General features: G+C 52.3%; 21 protein-coding genes. 2 read left to right on the top strand and 19 right to left on the bottom strand.

Going from position 1 to position 20,082, the window contains the following annotated elements:
• The first annotated feature begins 16 nt into the window (after window positions 1–16).
• A complete protein-coding gene (locus IMCC13023_RS01095; protein ID WP_040324763.1) occupies window positions 17–325 on the top strand; it encodes a putative quinol monooxygenase in 309 nt (102 codons plus the stop codon).
• Window positions 326–357: 32 nt separating this feature from the next.
• Here IMCC13023_RS01095 and xylB read toward each other — a convergent pair whose 3' ends face one another.
• The 4 genes from xylB to IMCC13023_RS01115 form a co-directional block, all read right to left on the bottom strand.
• The gene (gene xylB, locus IMCC13023_RS01100; protein WP_040324933.1) at window positions 358–1,773 is read right to left on the bottom strand and encodes a xylulokinase; all 1,416 of its coding nucleotides are present in this window, start codon (window positions 1,771–1,773) and stop codon (window positions 358–360) included.
• Between the two features lie 377 nt (window positions 1,774–2,150).
• Entirely contained in the window at window positions 2,151–3,131 is a 981-nt protein-coding gene (locus IMCC13023_RS01105) for a Gfo/Idh/MocA family protein (RefSeq protein ID WP_007540360.1), read from the bottom strand.
• A 188-nt stretch (window positions 3,132–3,319) separates the two neighbouring features.
• Window positions 3,320–3,913, bottom strand: a complete 594-nt coding sequence (dcd, locus tag IMCC13023_RS01110) for a dCTP deaminase (protein ID WP_007540361.1) — start codon at window positions 3,911–3,913, stop codon at window positions 3,320–3,322.
• 10 nt (window positions 3,914–3,923) lie between these two features.
• Complete coding sequence (locus IMCC13023_RS01115; protein WP_007540366.1) at window positions 3,924–6,119, bottom strand: MMPL family transporter; 2,196 nt, start codon at window positions 6,117–6,119, stop codon at window positions 3,924–3,926.
• Here IMCC13023_RS01115 and IMCC13023_RS07285 point away from each other — a divergent pair.
• Window positions 6,105–7,223 carry a DUF2834 domain-containing protein gene (locus tag IMCC13023_RS07285; RefSeq protein WP_157775949.1) on the top strand — a complete coding sequence of 373 codons (1,119 nt, stop codon included), beginning with the start codon at window positions 6,105–6,107 and terminating at the stop codon, window positions 7,221–7,223. The genes IMCC13023_RS01115 and IMCC13023_RS07285 overlap by 15 nt on opposite strands.
• Here the strand turns inward: IMCC13023_RS07285 and IMCC13023_RS01125 are convergent.
• The 15 genes from IMCC13023_RS01125 to IMCC13023_RS01195 all read right to left on the bottom strand — a co-directional run bounded on the left by IMCC13023_RS01125 (window position 7,168) and on the right by IMCC13023_RS01195 (window position 20,043).
• Window positions 7,168–8,547: an ATP-dependent DNA helicase gene (locus tag IMCC13023_RS01125; RefSeq protein WP_007540368.1), complete on the bottom strand. Its 1,380-nt coding sequence runs from the start codon at window positions 8,545–8,547 to the stop codon at window positions 7,168–7,170. The genes IMCC13023_RS07285 and IMCC13023_RS01125 overlap by 56 nt on opposite strands.
• Window positions 8,547–10,508 (bottom strand): bifunctional copper resistance protein CopD/cytochrome c oxidase assembly protein, encoded by a 1,962-nt coding sequence (locus IMCC13023_RS01130; protein WP_007540370.1) that lies wholly within the window; start codon window positions 10,506–10,508, stop codon window positions 8,547–8,549. The genes IMCC13023_RS01125 and IMCC13023_RS01130 overlap by 1 nt, the downstream gene beginning before the upstream one ends.
• Window positions 10,505–10,969 (bottom strand): methyltransferase family protein, encoded by a 465-nt coding sequence (locus IMCC13023_RS01135; RefSeq protein ID WP_040324765.1) that lies wholly within the window; start codon window positions 10,967–10,969, stop codon window positions 10,505–10,507. The genes IMCC13023_RS01130 and IMCC13023_RS01135 overlap by 4 nt, the downstream gene beginning before the upstream one ends.
• Window positions 10,970–11,044: 75 nt before the next feature.
• Window positions 11,045–11,317, bottom strand: coding sequence for an HU family DNA-binding protein (locus tag IMCC13023_RS01140; protein ID WP_007540374.1), 273 nt, complete (start codon window positions 11,315–11,317; stop codon window positions 11,045–11,047).
• Window positions 11,318–11,609: 292 nt separating this feature from the next.
• Window positions 11,610–11,915 (bottom strand): 30S ribosomal protein S14, encoded by a 306-nt coding sequence (gene rpsN, locus IMCC13023_RS01145; RefSeq protein ID WP_007540376.1) that lies wholly within the window; start codon window positions 11,913–11,915, stop codon window positions 11,610–11,612.
• A gap of 4 nt (window positions 11,916–11,919) precedes the next feature.
• Window positions 11,920–12,087, bottom strand: a complete 168-nt coding sequence (rpmG, locus tag IMCC13023_RS01150; RefSeq protein ID WP_007540378.1) for a 50S ribosomal protein L33 — start codon at window positions 12,085–12,087, stop codon at window positions 11,920–11,922.
• 10 nt (window positions 12,088–12,097) lie between these two features.
• Window positions 12,098–12,334: a 50S ribosomal protein L28 gene (gene rpmB, locus IMCC13023_RS01155; RefSeq protein ID WP_040324766.1), complete on the bottom strand. Its 237-nt coding sequence runs from the start codon at window positions 12,332–12,334 to the stop codon at window positions 12,098–12,100.
• 122 nt (window positions 12,335–12,456) lie between these two features.
• Entirely contained in the window at window positions 12,457–12,849 is a 393-nt protein-coding gene (locus tag IMCC13023_RS01160) for a Fur family transcriptional regulator (RefSeq protein ID WP_007540382.1), read from the bottom strand.
• Complete coding sequence (locus IMCC13023_RS01165) at window positions 12,846–13,706, bottom strand: metal ABC transporter permease (RefSeq protein ID WP_007540384.1); 861 nt, start codon at window positions 13,704–13,706, stop codon at window positions 12,846–12,848. Before IMCC13023_RS01165 ends, IMCC13023_RS01160 begins: the two co-directional genes overlap by 4 nt.
• Entirely contained in the window at window positions 13,706–14,500 is a 795-nt protein-coding gene (locus IMCC13023_RS01170; protein ID WP_007540386.1) for a metal ABC transporter ATP-binding protein, read from the bottom strand. Before IMCC13023_RS01170 ends, IMCC13023_RS01165 begins: the two co-directional genes overlap by 1 nt.
• Window positions 14,501–15,496, bottom strand: coding sequence for a metal ABC transporter solute-binding protein, Zn/Mn family (locus tag IMCC13023_RS01175; protein ID WP_050816695.1), 996 nt, complete (start codon window positions 15,494–15,496; stop codon window positions 14,501–14,503).
• Between the two features lie 92 nt (window positions 15,497–15,588).
• Window positions 15,589–16,608, bottom strand: coding sequence for a metal ABC transporter solute-binding protein, Zn/Mn family (locus IMCC13023_RS01180; protein ID WP_007540391.1), 1,020 nt, complete (start codon window positions 16,606–16,608; stop codon window positions 15,589–15,591).
• Between the two features lie 42 nt (window positions 16,609–16,650).
• Entirely contained in the window at window positions 16,651–17,961 is a 1,311-nt protein-coding gene (locus IMCC13023_RS01185) for a dihydrolipoamide acetyltransferase family protein (RefSeq protein WP_007540392.1), read from the bottom strand.
• An 11-nt stretch (window positions 17,962–17,972) separates the two neighbouring features.
• On the bottom strand, window positions 17,973–18,956 hold the full coding sequence (locus tag IMCC13023_RS01190; RefSeq protein ID WP_007540394.1) for an alpha-ketoacid dehydrogenase subunit beta: 984 nt from the start codon (window positions 18,954–18,956) through the stop codon (window positions 17,973–17,975).
• Window positions 18,949–20,043 carry a thiamine pyrophosphate-dependent dehydrogenase E1 component subunit alpha gene (locus IMCC13023_RS01195; protein WP_007540396.1) on the bottom strand — a complete coding sequence of 365 codons (1,095 nt, stop codon included), beginning with the start codon at window positions 20,041–20,043 and terminating at the stop codon, window positions 18,949–18,951. The genes IMCC13023_RS01190 and IMCC13023_RS01195 overlap by 8 nt, the downstream gene beginning before the upstream one ends.
• Window positions 20,044–20,082 lie beyond the last annotated feature (39 nt).

Genomic DNA, 20,082 nt, shown 5'->3' on the forward strand with positions numbered 1-20,082 from the left:
ACGCAGGAGCAACTAGATGTCAGCGGATACTGAACCCGTCACTCTCATCGCCACGTTTCGAGCTATAGAGGGACAGGATTCCAAAGTCCTGAGCCTCATTGGGGAGTATGGCTTGGCCGTGCGCGCAGAACCTGGAAATATCTTCTTTGATATCTACACCGAACACGATGATGACCGTGCGTTTGTCATTGTGGAGCGATACTCAAACCAGCATGCTTTCGATCAACACCTGGCCGGGGATGAGGGCAAAGTATTCAACCAACAACTGGCACCCATGGTGGAAGGGGAAGGCTCCCAGCTTCAGTTTCTTCGGATCGCCACTTAGCTCAGCTTGGCGCCTGGGGGGAAACGAGCGCCCTAGTCGGTATTTTCCACATACTTTTCCAACAAGTCATCGAACTGGTTCAGCGCAGCAGAGTGAATATCTCCGGTTGGCAGCGCTCGAGACTTGAGCTCCCACCCTGGTCGTTTTCCGGTCAAGACCCAGGCCGCCTGTTTAGCGGCCCCGAAAGCCACGTACTCGCCCGGTTCGGGAACGATCACCGGCAATGACACACTCTGACTTACCACATGCTGAACACCAAAGTTCTGAGCCCCGCCTCCGATGAGCATGAGACGATTTAGTTTTTCCGTTTGTTTCACAATCGCCTCAAGGCCATGCGAGAGATTTGACACGACCCCCTCCACTGCGGCCCGCGCCATGTTAGCTGGGGTCAGGCTGAACCGGGATATTCCACCGAGTAATCCGGTCGCATCGGGAAGATTGGGGGTTCTTTCGCCATCAAAAAACGGAAGAAGCGTTAACCCTCCGGACCCTGGAGCCGCACTCTGGACCGCGCTTGAGAATTGTTCCCACGACAACCCGAGAAGTTGACGGACGGAATCGATGGGTCTGGAAGCATTCAAAGTTGCAACGAGGGGAAGAAAGCCTCCCGCGGCATCGGCGAAACCACCAACGGTCCCGGTGGCATCATTGGCAGGCTTCGAAGTCGCAGCAAACACAGTTCCACTCGTACCAAGGGACATCACCACATCCCCAACGTGGGTTTCGAGCCCAAGCGCCGCAATCGCGTTATCCCCGCCCCCTGGGCCAACAATCCAGCCATTCTCGGTTTTTCCTGCTGATTCGCCAGCGCCGAGGACCTTGGGAAGCACGGGTCGATGACCGAGAACAAAGTCAAGAATTTGATCGTCGTACGAGTTGTTTACGGGAGAAAAGTATCCGGTACCGCTAGCGTCCGAGCGATCTGTCACGAGCTCTTCAAGTTGAGGACCGTAGCGAGAGTCTCTTTTCGGGCCATACCCTCGAAGACGCCACGTCAACCAATCATGAGGAAGCGCAACTGCAGCGATCTTGGTGGCTAGTTGGGGTTCATGCTGTCGCACCCAGGCGAGCTTCGAGGAAGTGAAAGACGCCACCGGGACTGATCCCGTTCGTTCGGCAAGATTCGCAGCGCCGAATTCGGCGATGATGTGCTCAGCTTGCGGCGCGGAACGCGTATCGTTCCAGAGTAGCGCGGGCCTCACGACCTCGCCCGAGGCGTCCAATGCGACAAGCCCGTGTTGCTGAGCGCCAATGGAAATTGCCTGGACATCTGAAGTATCAACCTGATCGAGAGCACTTTGAAGGGCGGCCCACCATAGCTCTGGGTCAATTTCTGTTCCGTCCGGATGCCCGGTCCTGGCTTCTGAGAGAATTTCGCCAGAGTCGACGTCGACTACTAGGACCTTGCAGCTCTGCGTAGAGGAATCTACACCGATTACGGTCGGCATCTTCACCCTCTCTTTTTCAGTAACTGATTTATCACATGCTACCCAAAATTCCTCTCCCAAATTCCAGCGCCGAGGAAACCCTCCGCGGATTCCATAGCCATCTAGAGGAGCTCTCTACCCAGACTGACAGGATGGGAAGCTTCAGCTTTCTTGACCCCTGGTTGTGGGATTGCTTATTCTGTGGGTCAGCTGATTGCACCGAGGTGAAGGGCACTCCTGTCCCTAGTGCCAAACTGAATGGTTCGCACACTTCGTTGCCCAAGAATTTACGGAGTCGGCAGTGCATGCTCATGAGGAAATTGCTGCGAATCTCGACGTGATGAAAAAATTTGTCACCAACTTAGTCTGAGCCTCTGGCGCTAATTCTTATTGCGTTCTTAGACCACCCAGTTCAAAACCTGGAGTGCGCGAAGTCCATCATCCACCGTCGCAAGATTTGATGACTTCTTGCCTCTGAGCGTTCCAGTCCATTCCAGAAGCTCGTTGACATAAGCCTGCCGAAAACGAGCAATCCAGTTTTCTCCGAGTGCGAAACTCGGGTGCGCAGGATGCTCGTGGTTTTTGACTACCGAAACGTCGCCCCAAATTCCGACCCTCACGACGCCCTTTTCAAAGGTCAGCTCGCATCGAACGTCGTAGCCATAGGTGTTATTAGCAAAGATGTCGGCGACAATCACCACGCCGTTCGAAGTGCTGCCCGTCAGAACAATTGGGTCTTGGGTCCCCTCGGGTGCTGCTGAGGTGGATCGTCCCTTGAGGACCTTGAGGTCCGACCACTCATCTGAGAGAAGCCAACGAATCGTATCTACCTCATGTATCGCGATGTTGGTTAGGAGCTCTTCGCTCTTGATGTTCCCAGATGACACGTTGCGAGTAGAAGCGTTGACATAGAGCACTGCACCTAGCTCTCCGGACTCGATGAGCTTCTTGACTTCGACAAACGGAGGATCAAATCTCCTCATGAACCCCAAATGAATCAGTGGGCGGCCCACGTCTTTCAGCGATTGCTGTGCCAGGCCCGAAAGCTCTTCGGCATCCTCAAGCGACTGCGCCAAGGGCTTCTCACACAGGGTTGGCATCTGTCGAGAAAGACATAACCTAATACTTTCGGCATGGAAACGATCAGGCGACGCGACTACAACTCCATCGAGGTCGACTCCATCGAGCATGTCCTCAAGGGTATTGAAACCCGGGCACGTCAAATTAAAGCGATCTAGGACGGTTTTCCTCAAGCTCTCGTCGGGCTCCGCTAGCGCCGCTACCGTGACACCGGGAACCTCTCGCGAGAGATACTCGAGGTGACCTGAGCCCATAACGCCCGCACCAACCACACCGATTTTGAGATTACCTTCACCCATTAACTGCACCTATCCGCTCAGTGGTTGGAACAATTCCAAGCCCATTCATAGTCTCTCATGTCTATCTTCACCCAGACTAAGTAATCGGCCGGCTCTCGTTTGTCAGGCGGCTTTCTGGTTCAATGCGGCCGGCGCGCCTAAGGCCTTAGAGAAAACTGGCCAACCAAGACAGGTGGCCACTCCAGTACCTAGCGGAGTGAGTTGCTATCGGTGTCGGTGACATGAAAGTTCAGATAGCTCCTGGAGGCAGTTGGACCACGCTGCCCTTGATACCTGGATCCGTAGGCAGAAGTACCGTAAGGATTCTCACTCGCACTCGAAAGCTGGAAAAAACACAGCTGACCGATCTTCATGCCCGGCCAAAGCTTTATGGGCAGACTCGCAACGTTGGAAAGCTCCAGGGTCACATGGCCCTGGAAGCCGGGATCCACAAAGCCCGCGGTTGAATGAGTCAAGAGACCCAGGCGTCCAAGCGAGCTCTTGCCTTCGAGCCTTGCTGCGATGTCATCCGGCAGGGTCACGTATTCAAAGCTCGACCCCAACACGAATTCACCCGGGTGCAAAATAAACGCTTCGTCTGATTTGACTTCAACCAAACGGGTTAGATCGTCCTGCTGCTCACGAGGGTCAATGTAGGGATACTTGTGGTTATCAAATAACCGGAAGAATCGATCTAGCCTCACGTCAATGCTGCTTGGCTGCATTAGCCCCAAATCCAAAGGATCTAGAGCAATACGACCGGCGTCAATTTGGGTTTTGATGTCTCTATCTGAAAGCAGCATGGCTCTAAGGTTAGTGACTCAAGCCGATTTTTTTGTGAACCGCCTTGAGCCACTTCGGCGCCCACCAGTTTGCATCTCCAAATAGCCGCATTAATGCTGGAACCAACAGTGCCCTGACCACAGTGGCATCAAGCAGAATCGCGAAGGCAATTCCAAAGCCGAGCATCTTCATAATTGAGACTCCCGAAGATGCGAATGCCCCAAAGGTAACGGCCAAAATAAATGCCGCCGCAGTGATAATCCTGCCGGAGCGCTGCAAACCAACCGCGACCGAGTTCTCGGTGTTCATGCCGGCGTCATGCTGCTCTTTAATTCTTGAGAGCAGGAACATCTCGTAGTCCATGGATAAACCAAATGCCACGACCGCGACCATCACCAGCGAAGAAGTGTCGAGGGTTCCGGTGACCGAATACTCGCCAATTAACCATTGCAGGTGACCATTTTGGAAAATGTAACTAAGCACTCCAACTACTGCGCCCAGCGAAAGCACGTTGAGTGCAATTGCCTTCAGCGGCAACAGCACGCTGCCGGTAAACAGAAACAGCAATACATATGCGGTTATAAATATCCAGAGCGCCGCAAGCGGCAGCGCATCTTCAATGCCCTGCTGCGAGTCGGTGTAATAAGCCCCACCACCGCCAATTAGGACTTGATCTAGATCGGAATCAAGACCCCTGAGTGAAACCGTTTGATCGTAACCGTCTGGGCTTCTGGGCTCCACTAACGTGATCGCATTAATCCTGACCCACGCGGTGTCCTCGGCAGTTGGGACGATAGCCACCCTGGCGACATCTGGCTGCTCTTGAACCAAAACAATGTAGTCATTTATCGCCTCATCGCTACCTTGAACAAGTATTTCTATCGGCGAAGACGCCCGGCCATCAAAGCGCTCTCTCAATAGATTAGAGGCAACCGAAGCGGGGCTATCCTGTGGCAATACTCGGTCATCCACTTGACCAAATACCGCATCGGTTGACAGCGAGAACATACCCGAAAGGCCAAGTATCGTCACAAACAGAATTGGCAAAGGTCTGCGCATTGTGAAGCGGGCAATCTTCTCCCAAATGCCCTTGTCGCTTGGAACCAGCTTGCGCTTAAAGATCCTTATCGAGTCGACCTTGTCGCCCAGAAGAACTAGCTGAGCCGGAATCACAATAGCTGCTCCGATAACCGCCAGTGTCACAACCGTGAACCCGGCAAGTGCGAAGGACTGCAAGAAATACTGCGGGAAAAATGCCATTGAAATCATAACGAGTGCGACGGTCAGGCCCGAGAAGATAACCGTCTTGCCGGCGGTAGTTATGGTTGCAACCGTTGATTCTTCAACGCTGTTTCCGGCCGCTCGCTCCTCACGGAAACGGTTCACCACCAGCAGGCTGTAATCGATGCCTAGACCAAGACCAAGACCAGTGATCAAGTTCACAGCAAAAATCGACACGTCGGTAAACTCGCTTACGCCCCAGACCACGAAGAATGAACCCACGATCGCAAGTCCGCCAACAAATAGCGGCAATCCGGCTGCAACTAGAGAACCAAAGACAAACAACAACAGCAAAAGCACAATTGGTATGGCAATAATTTCTGCCCTAATCAGGTCCTGCTCAATGGTTTCGGTGATTGCTTTCGCCACAGCACCGAAGCCGGCGATGTGAACCTCGGCCCCCAGGTAGTCACCGGTGAATTCGTCAATGATCAGTGCGGTGGGAACAGATTGGCTGATGCCATTTTGAAGATCCACTAGGACATAGACCAACTTGCCGTCAGTGGAAATAAGTGAGGCGGGTGACCCAAGGGAGTAGTAGTTATCAACCGAGATAACACCATCAATTTTTGCTAAGTCATCACTTAGTTCCGTGACCAGTTCAAAATACTTTGGCGCTCCATTGGCATTTAGCTCGTTGGCGTCACCTGGTAAATCAACTAGGACTATAACCTCGGCCGGATCAAGAGCAAACTCAGTGCCAAGGAGCTCACTGACTGTTGCCGAATCTGAGTTTGGGTCGTCATAGCCGCCGCCCTGTAGGTTGCCAAAAACCTGGAAGCCCCAAACGCTGCTGAGCGCGATAAGCCCTATAAATCCAAAGAGCACAAACTTGGCACGACGGACGATGAAGTTAGCCAGGGAGAGCATTTGATCCTTTACTTCGTTTACTTGAAGATAAAGCCTTGTGGTTCGTGGAATGATTCCAGCATGTTCAAAAAACACATCGTTCGATCAAGAATTTACTTTGCCGTTGCCGCTTTGGGTCTAGTGACCGCGTGGGTGCTGAATGCACTCGCCGTAACCCAAGAAGCAGACTACCTCAATGCCTGGTTTGGGTCCTACGTGGATTGGGTGCTGTCTCTAGATTTGCTGGTGGTTGGCATCGCGGTCATCACCTTGATGTTGGTTGAAGCAAAGCGTTTAGGCATGAAGCGAGTCTGGCTTTACTTCCTGCTTTCTGGAATCACCGCCATGGCATTTACTTTCCCGCTCTTTATGGCATTTCGAGAAAGAAAGCTTCTAGAGCGACGCCTGGCCGGCGGCTCAATGGAGAAATTCGAGTTCGATAACCACCGCGTTGATGTTTGGGCACCGAAAACCATCACGGCCACAACACCAATTTTGATAATGCACGACGGCAGAAACCTGTTTGACGAGAAAGACTCCTACAAAGGCAAGACCTGGGAGATCCTCACAGCCATGAGAGAAGAGGTTAGAGGGCCGCAGCCAATAGTTATCGGACTCTGGGGCCTGAGCGATTTATCGAGGCTTAGAGAGCTGGCTCCGCAGAAGATTTTAGATAACCACCAAGAAATCTGGGATCACATGCCCGAGGAATATAAGGATTCCCCCGGAGAATCACTTGGGGATGCTTATGTTTCGTTGATGGCAGATGCGATTATCCCGTTTATTTTGGACAGGCATCAGATCACCCACCACCCGGACCGCACTGCAGTCATGGGCTCATCCATGGGTGGGCTAATGTCGCTATACGCAATGAGCAAGCGCCCGGAGGTTTTCGGCACTGCAATTGGGTTCTCTACGCATTGGCCTTTTGGTGGCGACTTCATGGTCCAAGAGCTAACTGATCTACTGCCTCAAGATGGCAACCACCGGATCTGGACCGACACCGGGACCATTGAGCTTGATGAAAACTACGCTCCGTTTCACGAAGCGGCCCTTGAGAAAATAAAGGCCAAAGGTTACCTCACGCCCGACTCACTTGTTGGCGCCACCTACCCAAACACTGGTCACCACGAAAGCTACTGGGCTAGAAGGGTGGCAGAAGCTCTGAACTGGTGGCTTCTATCTGGGCCCCGGACATGAACCGGACCACATCCGAATCAACCATCACGTCTCGAATCAAGATCGCACGGGTTAGGTAAAGACCGCCCAATGTTCTGACTCTGCTAAGCCCAACATATGTTTGACCTGGCGAGAATGCGCCTCGGCCCATGTCAATCTGGACCTCGTCGTAGGTTTGGCCCTGAGATTTATGAATAGTGACCGCCCATGCCAGTCGCAGCGGAATCTGCTTGAACTCGGCCAACGTCACCGGCACTAGCGTCTCTTTGGTCTTGCCTGTTGATTCGTCAAAGTCCTCTTCGACCTCATAGCGAATCTTTTCCCAGGTCGCCGGCCCAACCTCTAGTTGCTCACCATCAACATCTACTACTACCAAACCCGATTTCGGCAGGGCAACAACTCGGCCAATGGTTCCATTCACCCAGCGTCTAATGGCCGAACCATTTGAAGTCTTATTGCTGCTGGCGTCATCGTTTTTAATAAACATCACTTGCGCGCCGACCTTGAGCGCCAATTCTGTCTCAGCAGGTAGTGCTCGCCCAAAGGCTTTTGCAGCACCGTCTGAGTAGACGGCCTTAAAGATCTTTGGATCGGTTTCTATCAGCTCAATGCGCTGGTGGTTCACGGCATTCACGGTTTCGTTGATGGTTGCCAAACGAATCACATCTAGATGCGGTGGGTAACGGTTGCCGGCTTTATTCAAAACATCTAGCATGGCTTGGGTTACCGACCCATCTCGGATCGCATTGAGGATTTCTTTGAAGTCGTCATCCGACTGACGGAAGATTTCAGAAAGCTCAAATCGCTCTAGTTCAGAGTTTCGCCATACATGAGCATCAAAAAACCAAAGTGACTGGTAGTTCTCAGCGATGTAGTTTTTTTCCGAAGGGTCACGAGGTGGGACGGGGGCTAGTTGGTAGGGATCCCCGAACATCACTATTTGGGCGCCGCCAAATGGCTCGTTCTTTCTCCCCCTTGCGATTCTAAGAGCCCGATCAATCCCATCCATCAGGTCGGCAGACACCATCGAAATCTCGTCAATTACCAGCATGTCCAATGCTCGAAGAATTTCACGAGTTCGCTTATTCAGGTGTCTTGCAATCTCGACTTCACCCAGCAGGCCAATTGGAAAGGTGAATAGCGAATGGATGGTGACCCCACCAACATTCAATGCCGCTACGCCGGTTGGAGCACAAACCGCGAAGGACTTTTCGGTATTCGCCGTTAGATGTGAAAGAAGTGTCGATTTGCCGGTTCCGGCTCGGCCGGTGACAAAGACGTTGCTGCTTGATTGCTCGATGTATTCAAAAAGAGACTGTTGCTCTTGGCTCAAATCAATAATCACTAGTGCTTGTCTCTCGTTTTACTCAGACTATCAAGCATTTGGTTGTAATCCTCAAGGTCCTGGTTTCCACTGCGATCAGATGCTCGATCTAGGCGCTTGCGCTCTCGATCGTCAGACCTTGACCACTGCGTAACAACTATCAGGGCTATGACGATAGTTGGTATTTCGCCGACTCCCCACGCAAAAGCGCCGCCAATGGCCTGATCCGCCAATGGGTCATCGCCCCAGGTTCTTCCCATCGCCCCAAACCAGTCGGCAAGCAGCAAGCTTCTTTCGTTCATCAGACCAAGCCCAAAGAAGGCGTGAAAAGCCATCGTTCCAATCAGGAGCATGAGCTTTATCGGATAACCGGTTCTGTGTGGCTGGGGATCAACACCCATCAGAGACTGCACGAACAGATAACCGGTAATCAAGAAGTGAATCAGCATCCACTGATGCCCTATGTGCTCTTCGGTTGCCCACCTAAATAGCGGCGTGTAGTAAAACATCACCAGTGACAGCGCAAAATTCAGACCAGCAAATAAGGGGTGCGAAACAAACCAAGCGAAAGGTGTGTGAACGGCCCAAAGCACCCACTCACGCATCCCCCAAGATCCGTCCTTGCGTGGTGCCTGCGCTCTGGATAGCAACGTCACAGGTGCTCCTGGAACCAGCAGGACAGGAACCATCATCGATAACACCATGTGCCCAACCATGTGAACACTAAACAGGTACTCCTGGTAAGCGTTCATCGCACCGTTTGTGACATAGAGCAAAACCAGCATTCCGGAAACAAAAGAAATGGTTCTAACCAGCGGCCACTTATCCCCACGCTTACGAAGAACGCTGACGCCGTAAAGATAAAGCGCAATTGCCCCAAGGGACACGCTCATCCACAAAACATCAATGTCCCAGACCGTCACCCAAGCAAGATCGGTCAGCTCCGGAGGTAACTTGTCGCCGGTTAGGATCTCGGCCGGAGTTAGCGGCACAAATTCTGCAGCATCTAGCGGAGTCTGGGTTCTAGCCAGTGCCGTCCCCATTCCAACTGCCAGCCCCATGACTCCTAATTCGAAGATCGCCAGTCGCCAAAAGCTAACCGAGCGTTCGGCAAGCTTCTTCACTAGCCCTAGTCGGTGCCGAGCTCCAAACAGCCCCAGCACCACCACCAGCGAAGCTTTTAGCATCAGTAGCAGCCCGTAGCTAGTAAACAGGTCTGCTGGCTCATAAAGCCTGATGATGCCGGAGGTCACTCCGGAAACCGCGACCATGATGAACGCCACAAATGCCAAGGTGCTGTATCTAGAAACCAGCACCGCAGTTCGTTGGTTATCTCCCCTGAAAACCGCATACAGAGCAATAAGCCCGCCAACCCATATGCTGATGCCGACCAGGTGCATCAACAGTGAGTTCACCGCGAGCGCGTGACCCGCATCGCCAGAAGCGTGCCCGGATGCAGCCAACGGGTAAAGCCCGGCGATGGCGATCGCCGCATTTACGGCATTCATCCTTCGACCGTTGAAGGCAAGGGTGGAGAGGCTCAGCAGAAACGCGAAGCCTAAATTCCAAACCAAAAGTGTCCCGAGTTCAATCTGGGTGGCAAACAACCAAAGGCCATCAGAAAATGTTGGGCCATAAGAAATAGCCGAGCCCGAGACGCTTAGGTAGGTCATGACAAAATTAACTGCCGCAGCCCCCGCCCAGAGTGCCGCAGCCGAGCTTGCGACTCGAGATAATTTGGACCGCTCTTCTAGGTTTCCTGCAAATGCCGAAAGCACCAAAGACCCCACTGTGGTTGCCATCGCAAAATTCATGACCAGCTTGGCAAATGGGGCTCCCCAGCGAACTACGGGGCCAGGGTCAGAGAACTGCAGGGGCTCTGCACCACCTGCAATAACTAGTCCAACAACAACGCTTATTAAACCCGCAGCAAGAACAACGGCTATTGCCTGCAGAGCATGATTAGAGGTTTTTAGTTTCACCTACCGAGCCTCGGGAAAAACCGCGGGGTCCTCTCGGCGTATTGTTTGTATTGCGGGTACCGTTCGCGCAGCATCGTTTCTTCGAAATCCGCCTTTTTGCCAAGCAGCACATAAAGCAGCATCACGACGATGACCTGCGGCCAGTAGCCAGCATCGAGCATCACTCCAAAGCTCATGACCAGTAATCCAAAATAAATCGGGTGCCTAACCCGTGAGTAAATTCCGTGGGTAACTAACGTCCCGTTGTCTTTCGGAATCGCAAGGGCGGTCAAAGAATTGCCTAGCCCAATAAAACTAACCAACAACACACCTGATCCAAGAGCGATCAGGCCGACTCCAAACACGCCAACAATCTCGCTGGCACCGCCGTAAGGAGATTCCTGCCTGGGGGATAACAACAGCAGCGCAATGAGCAGAAACTGCATAAGGACCAGGGTGTAGGAGCGCGACTTGCTATTCATGCACACAAGCTTATTCCAGAGAAACAAAAAAGCGGCGTCTAATCAAAGACGCCGCTTCTTAGTTGAATACTTGAGTTACTTGACTGACGCCTTTAGCTTGCTGCCTGCTGAGACCTTTACGGTGTTAGCTGCTGCAATCTGAATGGTTGCGCCGGTCTGTGGGTTACGTCCCGCACGTGCTGCGCGGTGGCCCTTTGAAACGCTTAGGTAACCAGGAATGGTGACCTTGTCGCCTGATGCAATTGATGCGCCGATAGTGTCAAACATTGCGTCGATAACTCGGCCTACTGCTGCCTGAGATTCTCCGGTGTGTTGTGCAACTGCGGCAACTAGCTCGCTCTTGTTCATATGGTCCTCCTGGACAATTTGTGGACAGTTATGTCTCAATCAACTTATAGCCCCTACGCCGGTGTCAATGCTCTCGCCTCGGCGTGTTGCACGCTTAGATTTCCGCTATTTTTGGGGGATGTGGGCAGTTTTGTTGCTTTTTAACAAGAAATTACCCCCGCTCAGGATTTAGGTATCAAGATTCAGAAGAAGTTTCCGCTGCTCCTTTGCCAACAGGCTTTCCCGTGAAAACAAAAAAATCCCGTCCACCTGGGCATTGGCCTAGGTAGACGGGATTAGTTATAAAAAGTATTTACCAGCTTGACTTGGTGATGCCCGGAAGCTCACCCTTGTGTGCCATGTCACGGAAACGAACACGACTTACACCAAACTTAGACAGCACTCCACGTGGGCGACCATCAATTAGGTCGCGGCTGCGCACTCTAACTGGGCTTGCGTTGCGAGGAAGCTTCTGAAGTCCCACTCGGGCTGCTTCTTTCTGCTCAACTGTTGAGGTTGGATCAACCAAAGCCTTCTTGAGTTCCAGGCGCTTTACTGCGTAGCGCTCAACAATTACCTTGCGTTGCTCGTTACGAGCAATCTTCGACTTCTTTGCCATGTGTTTAGCGCTCCTCGCGGAATTCGACGTGCTTACGCACTACTGGGTCGTACTTCTTCAGGCTGATACGGTCTGGGTCGTTACGACGGTTTTTCTTGGTTACATATGTAAAGCCGGTGCCCGCGGTGGACTTCAACTTGATGATTGGACGTACGTCCTTATCCTTGGCCATCTATTGCTTCCTAGATCTTCTCGCCGCGAGAAACCATCTCGGTGATTACCGAGTCGATACCGCGAACGTCGATTGTCTTGATGCCCTTCACAGAAAGGGTCAAGGTCACTTTGCGTCCCAATGAAGGTACGAAGTAAGTCTTCTTCTGGATGTTCGGGTCAAAACGACGCTTGGTCTTGTTCTGAGCGTGCGAAACTTTGTGACCGAACTGCGGTCCTGTTTGCGTCACCTGGCAGTACGCTGCCATGTTTCCTCCTAAGGGCGTGTTTTCCCGAAGCTAATGATTTGGGTTTGAGCGGGCCGGAGCCCGTGCAACCATGCAAGCTTAGGAGGCTGAGGCACCCAAAAGCAAGTCCTGAATCAAGAAAATCAAGCCGACATGCCACATTTTTCACAAATGCCGAAAAGTTCGATGCTGTGGGCAACATCTTTATAGCCATGTTTGACAGCCAAAGCGCTCACTTCGGCCTCGAAACCATCAAGGTCAAATTCGACTGCATTCCCGCACTTTCGGCAAATCAAGTGGTGATGGTGCTCGTTACTGCAGACTCGATAACGCATTTCATTGTCTTCGCCGGCTAAAACATCAGCCTGACCGGCTTCAACTAGATCCGTGAGCGCCCGATAGACAGTGGTGAGTCCCAATTTTTGGCCTCCGAACAGGAGCTTTTGGTGCAGCTCTTGGGCAGAAACAAAGATATTGTCCTGGCTCAAAGCCTCAAAGACCGCTGTCTTCTGCCAGGTGGTCCTTCGTATGGTCATGAGCGCACCACAATCTTTTCTCTTACCCCTTTGGACTTCACGAAAGCTATCAGGCGTGCAGTCAGGTAAATCAAGAACGAAATGGTTGTTACATACGGGCTAATTGGCAATCCGCCGCCAAGAGCAAGCAGAATTCCACCCAACATCGCCACCAGTGCGAATGAAACACTTAGGACCGGAACCCATAGCTGGCTCTTGCTCAAGCGAAGCGCGGCCGCAGCCGGCGTGACAAGAAGCGCAAGAACCAACAACGCCCCAACAACCTGGACCGCAGCTGCAACAGCCAAGCCCAGAACTAGAACAAACACAATCCCGAGCGCCTTGGTGTTCACACCCCTGGCAGCAGCAACCTCAGCATCGAGCGTTGCAAACAAAAGCGGCCGCCACATGATCACCAACAAGGTCAGCACCACGGCACTTATCACAGCAAGGGAGGCAAGCTTTGGGTCATCGACGGCAACTATCTGCCCCGTCAGTAAACCAAATTTATTCGCCGCTCGGCCGGGATAAAGAGCCAGAGCAAGGATTCCAAGGCCCAACCCAAAGGGCATCAGCACCGCCACTATTGAATTTCGATCCTTTGACTTGTCTCCCAGCAGCGAAAGAATCAGCGCAGCAATCATCGAACCGACAACCGAGCCAAATACCACGTCAAAACCGAACAGCAGAAAAATCGCTGCTCCGGCAAACGAAAGTTCGGAAATTCCGTGGACGGCGAAGGACAGCTCTCGGTTCATTACAAACACACCAACCAGGCCACCCACTAGGGCTAGCAGCACCCCCGCCCACAGCGAGTTAGTAACCAGCGGAATTAGGCGGTCATAGTCTGAGAAGTCAAAAACGTCGGAGAGTTCCATCACAACCACTCTTCGTCATCGTGGTGGTTGTGATCGTGGGCCCCAAGAACCACGATTCGTCCTTGGTTTCTAACTACGTCGATCTCGGTTCCGTAAAGATTGGAGAGCACCTCGGACTGCATTACTTCATCGGTGGTTCCGATTTCGTATCGCCCCTGCGCTAGGTAAAGAACTCGATCGACATAGTCTGCGATTGGGTTGAGATCGTGGGTCACAAACAGCACCGCAGAGCCCTGCTTTTTAGCCTGGTCAGCAATCAGACCGCTAACTATTTGTTGGTGGTTTAGATCTAGCGCACTAAGCGGCTCATCGGCCAGGATGAGTTTCGGCTTAGAAATAATCGCCTGCGCCACTCGAACCCTCTGCATCTCGCCACCGGAGAGCTCAACGATCGGCTTGTCCGCGAGATCTAGGGCGTCAACCTGCTCAAGGGCTGCCAAAACAAGCGCTCTAGTATTTTTGCTTGACACAGGCAAACCAAAACGATGACCGTCCAAACCGAACCGAACAGAGTCAAAGACCCTAAGAGGCAGGTGGGAGTCCGTGGAACGATGTTGAGGAATATAGCCGATCTTGGTGCTGCCGGAAGTCGAGGGCTTCCCAAGAAACTCGATCGATCCTGAGGTAAGTTCCTGTTGGCGAAGGATTGATTTCAAAAGCATCGACTTGCCGGATCCATTTGCCCCAATTAGCGCAATGAACTCTCCGGGCTGAATCTCAAAATCTAAACCCTGCCAGATGACTCGATCATCGAACCGGAGAGTTGCATGTTGGACGCTTAGGACTCCTGTCATTTAATAAATCGCCTGTTGAAGTCGATCAATAACTGATGCCATCCAATCTAAGTAGTCCAAGTCTTCACTCGGAATCACTTCGCTGAGCTCCACAACTGGAGTCCCCACAGATTCGGCCATTTTCACTAGGTCCGTCGAAATCGCATCTTGAACCTGAGTATTGGTGACAAGTAACACCACAAGCTTATTCTTTATCAAGGTCCTGGCCTCATCGGAGGCTGTTAGAGGAACATCGCGCTCTTCCTCGATTGCATCAGCGAGCCTCTGTGGAGTTAGGTCTTCAAAACCGGCATCAGTAAGCATTAGGTTTCCAACGCCCTCAACGGCAATGATGCCTAAGCCCAAAGCTCGATCCCTTAGAGAATCGATGCGAAGCTGGAGGTTTTCAAGCTCGGATGCGAAGAAATCGTAGTTCTGATTCACATCGTCAAAGGCTTCTGGTCTGAGTTCATTGATCGCCTCGGCGATCAAGTCCGCGGCCTCTGCGACAGCGTGAAGGTCGTACCAAATGTGTTCGTTCTCATGTGTATCGACTGCGGCAGCCTCAGCATTAGTGGCATCGTGGTCTTCTTCGGTGTGAGAATGCTTGCCTTCAACCAGCTCTAAAAATATTCTGTCGCCATCGGTTGCAAAAACCAACTGCTCCATGAAGTCATCGTAACCGCCGCCATTAGCAATTACTAACTCGGCATCCTGAATTGCTAGCTGGTCTCTGGCGGTTGACTCGTAGGAGTGAGGGTCTTGAGCGACGTTGCGGATAATTGGCGTTACTTCTACCCAGTCGCCGCCGATAATTTCTATGATGCTTGCCCAAACGTTGGTGGATGCGACAACTTTGATGGACCCGGTCATACCACCTCTGGTAAGGGTTGGACTCTGTTCAGGGTTTGCAACACTCGTAGCCGGGGCGTCTCTGAAAATAACTGGACCCAGAGTAAAACCAGCGATGAGTGCGACAAAAGTCACGATCGCACTACCCAATATCCAGCGTTTCATTCTCTAGACACTACTCCTTATTGAAAATGACTGTCCGCGCAAACTCAACCAACCAGCGACTTTTGTCGCGGGCTGGTTGAGCAAGCTCTTAGCTAGCTAGCGGCAGCAATCGAATCCAGAAGTGAGCCCATCCACTCTTGGTAGTTAGTGTCGTCTGGCAGTAACTCGTCGAACTTCAGAATAGGGACGCCTGACTCTTCGGCCAGACTCTTGAGCGCTTCGAGGGTGGGAGAAGTGACCTGCTCATTAATTGCTAGAAACTGCAGCTTTCCAGAAGAAATAAGCTCCCGGGAGTCTGCCAAGACCCTGGCTGCAGACTCGAGGCCGGCCTCTTCCGCTTCAGCAAGCCCCTTTGGAGTTAGGTTTTCGTAGTCCAAATCGGTGAATAGCATCGTTGCCAGCGGGTGGGCCTCAAAGTAGTGCACATTAATGTCGGCAAGAGTTTGAACCCTTTGCTCTAGGACTGAAATGTCGGACACAAAAGCGCCTGCGTTATCGATGAAGTCCTGAGCATTATCAGGCTGTAGAACACCGAGCTTTTCGGCGAGGGAGATCGCTGCTTGCTCAACCAGGTGAAGGTCATACCAGATATGGTCGGAGCCATCACTCGCGTGAGCATGCTCGTCCGCGTGGTCTTCTTCACCATGCTCGTCCGCGTGGTCTTCTTCACCATGCTCGTCCGCGTGGTCTTCTTCACCATGCTCGTCCGCGTGGTCTTCTTCACCATGCTCTGTGTCGGTGCTCTCAAGAATCTCGAACACGTTGAACACCTCAACGTTCGAAGTGCTGGCTAAAATCAGAGCAAAATCGTCGTAGCCTCCACCGTTCATAACAAACAGGTCGGCCTCAGTGATTGCAAGCTGATCCCTAGCGGTTGCATCGTAGGAGTGGGGATCTTGGGCGGGGTCGGAAATGATTGCAGTGACATCAAAAAATTCTCCGGCCACCTGGCCTACAATGTCGGACCAAACGTTTGTGGTGGTAACGATGGAGGGCCTTGACTCGGCTGCAGCTTCGTTCTCCTCGGTTACGGAAGTTCCGCAACCGGTCAGGGCAACAGTTGTTAGTGCGGCGGCGATTGCAGCGAATGCCTTAGTTGTATTTATTTTCATGCTCTGATCTTAGCGCTTAATGAAAACGATTGTCAATACCATTTAGTCAAGCAGTAGGGCTGGCTCCTCTATAACGCTGGCCACATCCTGCACAAACCTGGAGGCAACATCGCCATCAACCACCCGGTGATCAAAGGTTGCACCGATAGTTGTTACCTGGCGAACCACAATCTCGTCGTCAACGACCCAGGGCTTTTTACGAATTGAACCGAGAGCCACAATTCCGACTTCACCGGGGTTCAAAATCGGCGTTCCAGTGTCAACACCGAAAACACCGATGTTGGTAATTGTGATGGTTCCCTCCTTCATGTCCTCGGGCGTGGTCTTGCCCTCTCTGGCGGTTGCAGCAAGCTTTTCGATCGCTGTTGCCAGCTCGATCATGTTCATGGCGTCGGCATCTTTGATGTTCGGAACTATCAAACCCCTCGGGGTTGCCGCCGCAATGCCTAGGTTCACAAAGTAGTGAACGATAATCTCGGTGTCCGACCAGGTTGAATTCACCATTCGATTTCTTCTGGCGGCCCAGATTATGGCTTTGGCCATAATCAAAAGTGGAGTTACTTTCACGCCGGCAAAATCAACCGATGCCTTTAGGCGCTTTACATACTCCATGGTCCTAGTCGCATCGACATCAACAAAGATGCTGACGTGAGGAGCGGTGAAGGCGCTTTTTACCATTGCGGTCGCAATCACCTTGCGCATGCCCTTGACCGGGATCCGCTCTTCTCGCTCTGAGGAAACCGCTGGCGTGGTGAGGTTTTTGAAGACGCTAGCTTGGCTGGCACTGGAAATAACATCTTCTCTAGTTATTTCACCCCGGGTTCCCGAGCCGCTAACGGTGGCTAGATTCACGCCTAGTTCTTTGGCCATTTTTCTGATTGGTGGCTTGGCGATAATTGAGTCAGATGCCAAAGCCGCGGCACTCACCATTGCCACCGGCACCGCTGTTGCGGTGGCGGCTGGCTTTACCGGCCGGCCCCTGCGAGATTTAGCTTCACCGGCATCTCCGTAGCCAACCAAAGTTGGGATTTTGTATTCGGCTCCGGTGTCGGCCTCTTGAGCAACTGCAGGATGGGTGTCTGGCTTATCCGCGACCAACAATGGCGATTCGCCTGAGACTCGAACCGAAATAATCGGGGTGCCAACTTCGACGGTTTCACCGGCCTGAACCAAGAGCTCGTCCACTTCACCCTCGAACGGGCATGGCAGTTCCACAACTGATTTCGCGGTTTCGATTTCACAAATTATTTGATTGACCGTGACGTGATCGCCCGGGGCGACAAGCCAGCTGACCATTTCGGCCTCGGTTAGCCCTTCGCCGACATCGGGCAGTGGGAACTTCGCAATGCTCATTTTGAGACTCCCTAGTAGGCCAGAGACCTGTCGATTGCTTCAAGAATACGGTCTGCATCAGGCAAAAATGCTTCTTCTAGCTTTGCAGGTGGATAGGGGGTGTCAAAACCACCGACACGTATCACCGGTGCTTCTAGGTTGTAGAAGGCCTCGTTGGAAATACGTGCCGCTATTTCGCTCGAGAGTGAGACATTCGTTGGAGCCTCGTGCACAATCACTGCCCTCGAGGTCTTCTTGACCGAAGCCATGATTGTTGGGTAATCGATTGGAGATAGCGACCGAAGATCAATCACCTCGATGCTCACACCTTCTTCGGCACCAATTTCCGCAGCCTGAAGAGCGGCTGTGACCATTGGCCCATAGGCCAAAAGCGTGACCTGGGTTCCCTCGATCATGACCCTGGCATTGTGAAGCGGCATTGGCGCAGTATCGAGATTTACCGGGCCCTTTTGCCAGTAGCGGCGTTTTGGCTCGAGCATGATCACCGGGTCCGAAGACTCGATAGCCTGCTGCATCATCCAATAGGCATCGTTTGGATTAGAAGGTGTGACAACCCTTAGGCCAGGTGTGTGGGCAAAATATGCTTCTGGGCTCTCAGAGTGGTGCTCAACAGCGCCGATTCCACCGCCGTAAGGAATCCTGATAACCACCGGCATCTGCATTGAACCCTCGGACCGGTAGGTGAGTTTTGCAAGCTGGCTGGTGATCTGGTTGAAGGCTGGAAAAACAAAACCGTCGAACTGAATCTCTACCACTGGGCGATAGCCACGCATGGCCAGCCCGATTGCGGTTCCAACGATCCCAGACTCTGCAATTGGGGTATTAAATATTCTGCTTTGGCCAAACTCTTTATAGAGCCCCTCCGTTACGCGGAAAACGCCACCTAATTCTGCGACGTCTTCACCAAACATTAGAACTTTTTCGTTCTTAAGCATCGCTTGCTGCAGGCCTGCGTTTAGCGCCTTTGAGATTGCCATGTCCTTGTAGCTACTCATGGTCACCCATGCGCGCTTCGTAGGCTTCGAGCCAGGCTCGCTGCTTGTCAATTTCGGGGTGCTGCTCGGTGTAGACGTGGTTGAAGATGTTTCCCAGTGGAGGATCCTCAAGCGCAAAGGTTTCTGCGCGAATTTTCTTGGCTAGATCATCTCCGGCAACCTTTACCTCTTCGAAGAAGTCATCGCCGATGCCTTGCCTGCGCAAGAAGATTTCGAACCGCTTGATCGGGTCTTTGGCTTTCCACTCATCAACTTCTGCATCTTCCCGATATTTGCTCGGGTCATCGGATGTTGTGTGGGCGCCAATTCGATAAGTGAGTGCCTCCAGCAAGAACGGGCCATCTCCGGATCTGGCGTTATCCATGTGAAGCCTGGTTGCCGCATAGCAAGCCAAAACATCATTGCCATCTATGCGCATTCCTGGAACACCGAAGCCCTCGCCTCGGGTGTAAAGAGGCGCCTTGGTTTGACTGTCAATGTGAGAAGAAATGGCCCACTGATTGTTTTGGATAAAAAAGACAATGGGTGACTCGTTTACCGCTGCAAACAGCAGGCCTTCGGAAACATCACCCTCTGCGGTTGCACCGTCTCCAAAATACGAGATGACGGCTAAATCTTTTTCCCGGTCTCCGGTTCCAACTTTGCCATCCAGCTTCACGCCCATTGCATAGCCGACAGCATGTAGAACCTGGGTCGCAAGAACAATCGCGTAATGGTGAAAACGAGTTTCTTCTGGGTCCCAACCTCCGTGGTTAACCCCGCGCATCATTTTCAGAATAGAGATCAGTTCGACTCCGTGAGTCAGAGCAACTCCGTGCTCTCGATAGCTTGGAAAGATGTGATCGTTTTTACCGACGGCATGGCCTGAGCCAATTTGAGCGCCCTCTTGGCCAATTGCTGGAACCCAAAGACCCAGCTGACCTTGCCGCTGCAAAGCGGTTGCCTCAACGTCAAACCTGCGAATGCGAGCCATGTCGGTATAAAGAAGTTTGAGGAAGTCTTGATCGAGCTCCTCGATTATCTTTCCGTATGCCTCATAGCCCTTGGGCACGCCGTAGGTTCCGTCGGGAGCTAAAAGCTGCAACATTGGTGGCTGATTTTCGGGGGTCACGCCACCTAATTTAGC

Source organism: Candidatus Aquiluna sp. IMCC13023, from assembly GCF_000257665.1.
In the GTDB taxonomy this organism is placed as follows: Bacteria; Actinomycetota; Actinomycetes; order Actinomycetales; family Microbacteriaceae; genus Aquiluna.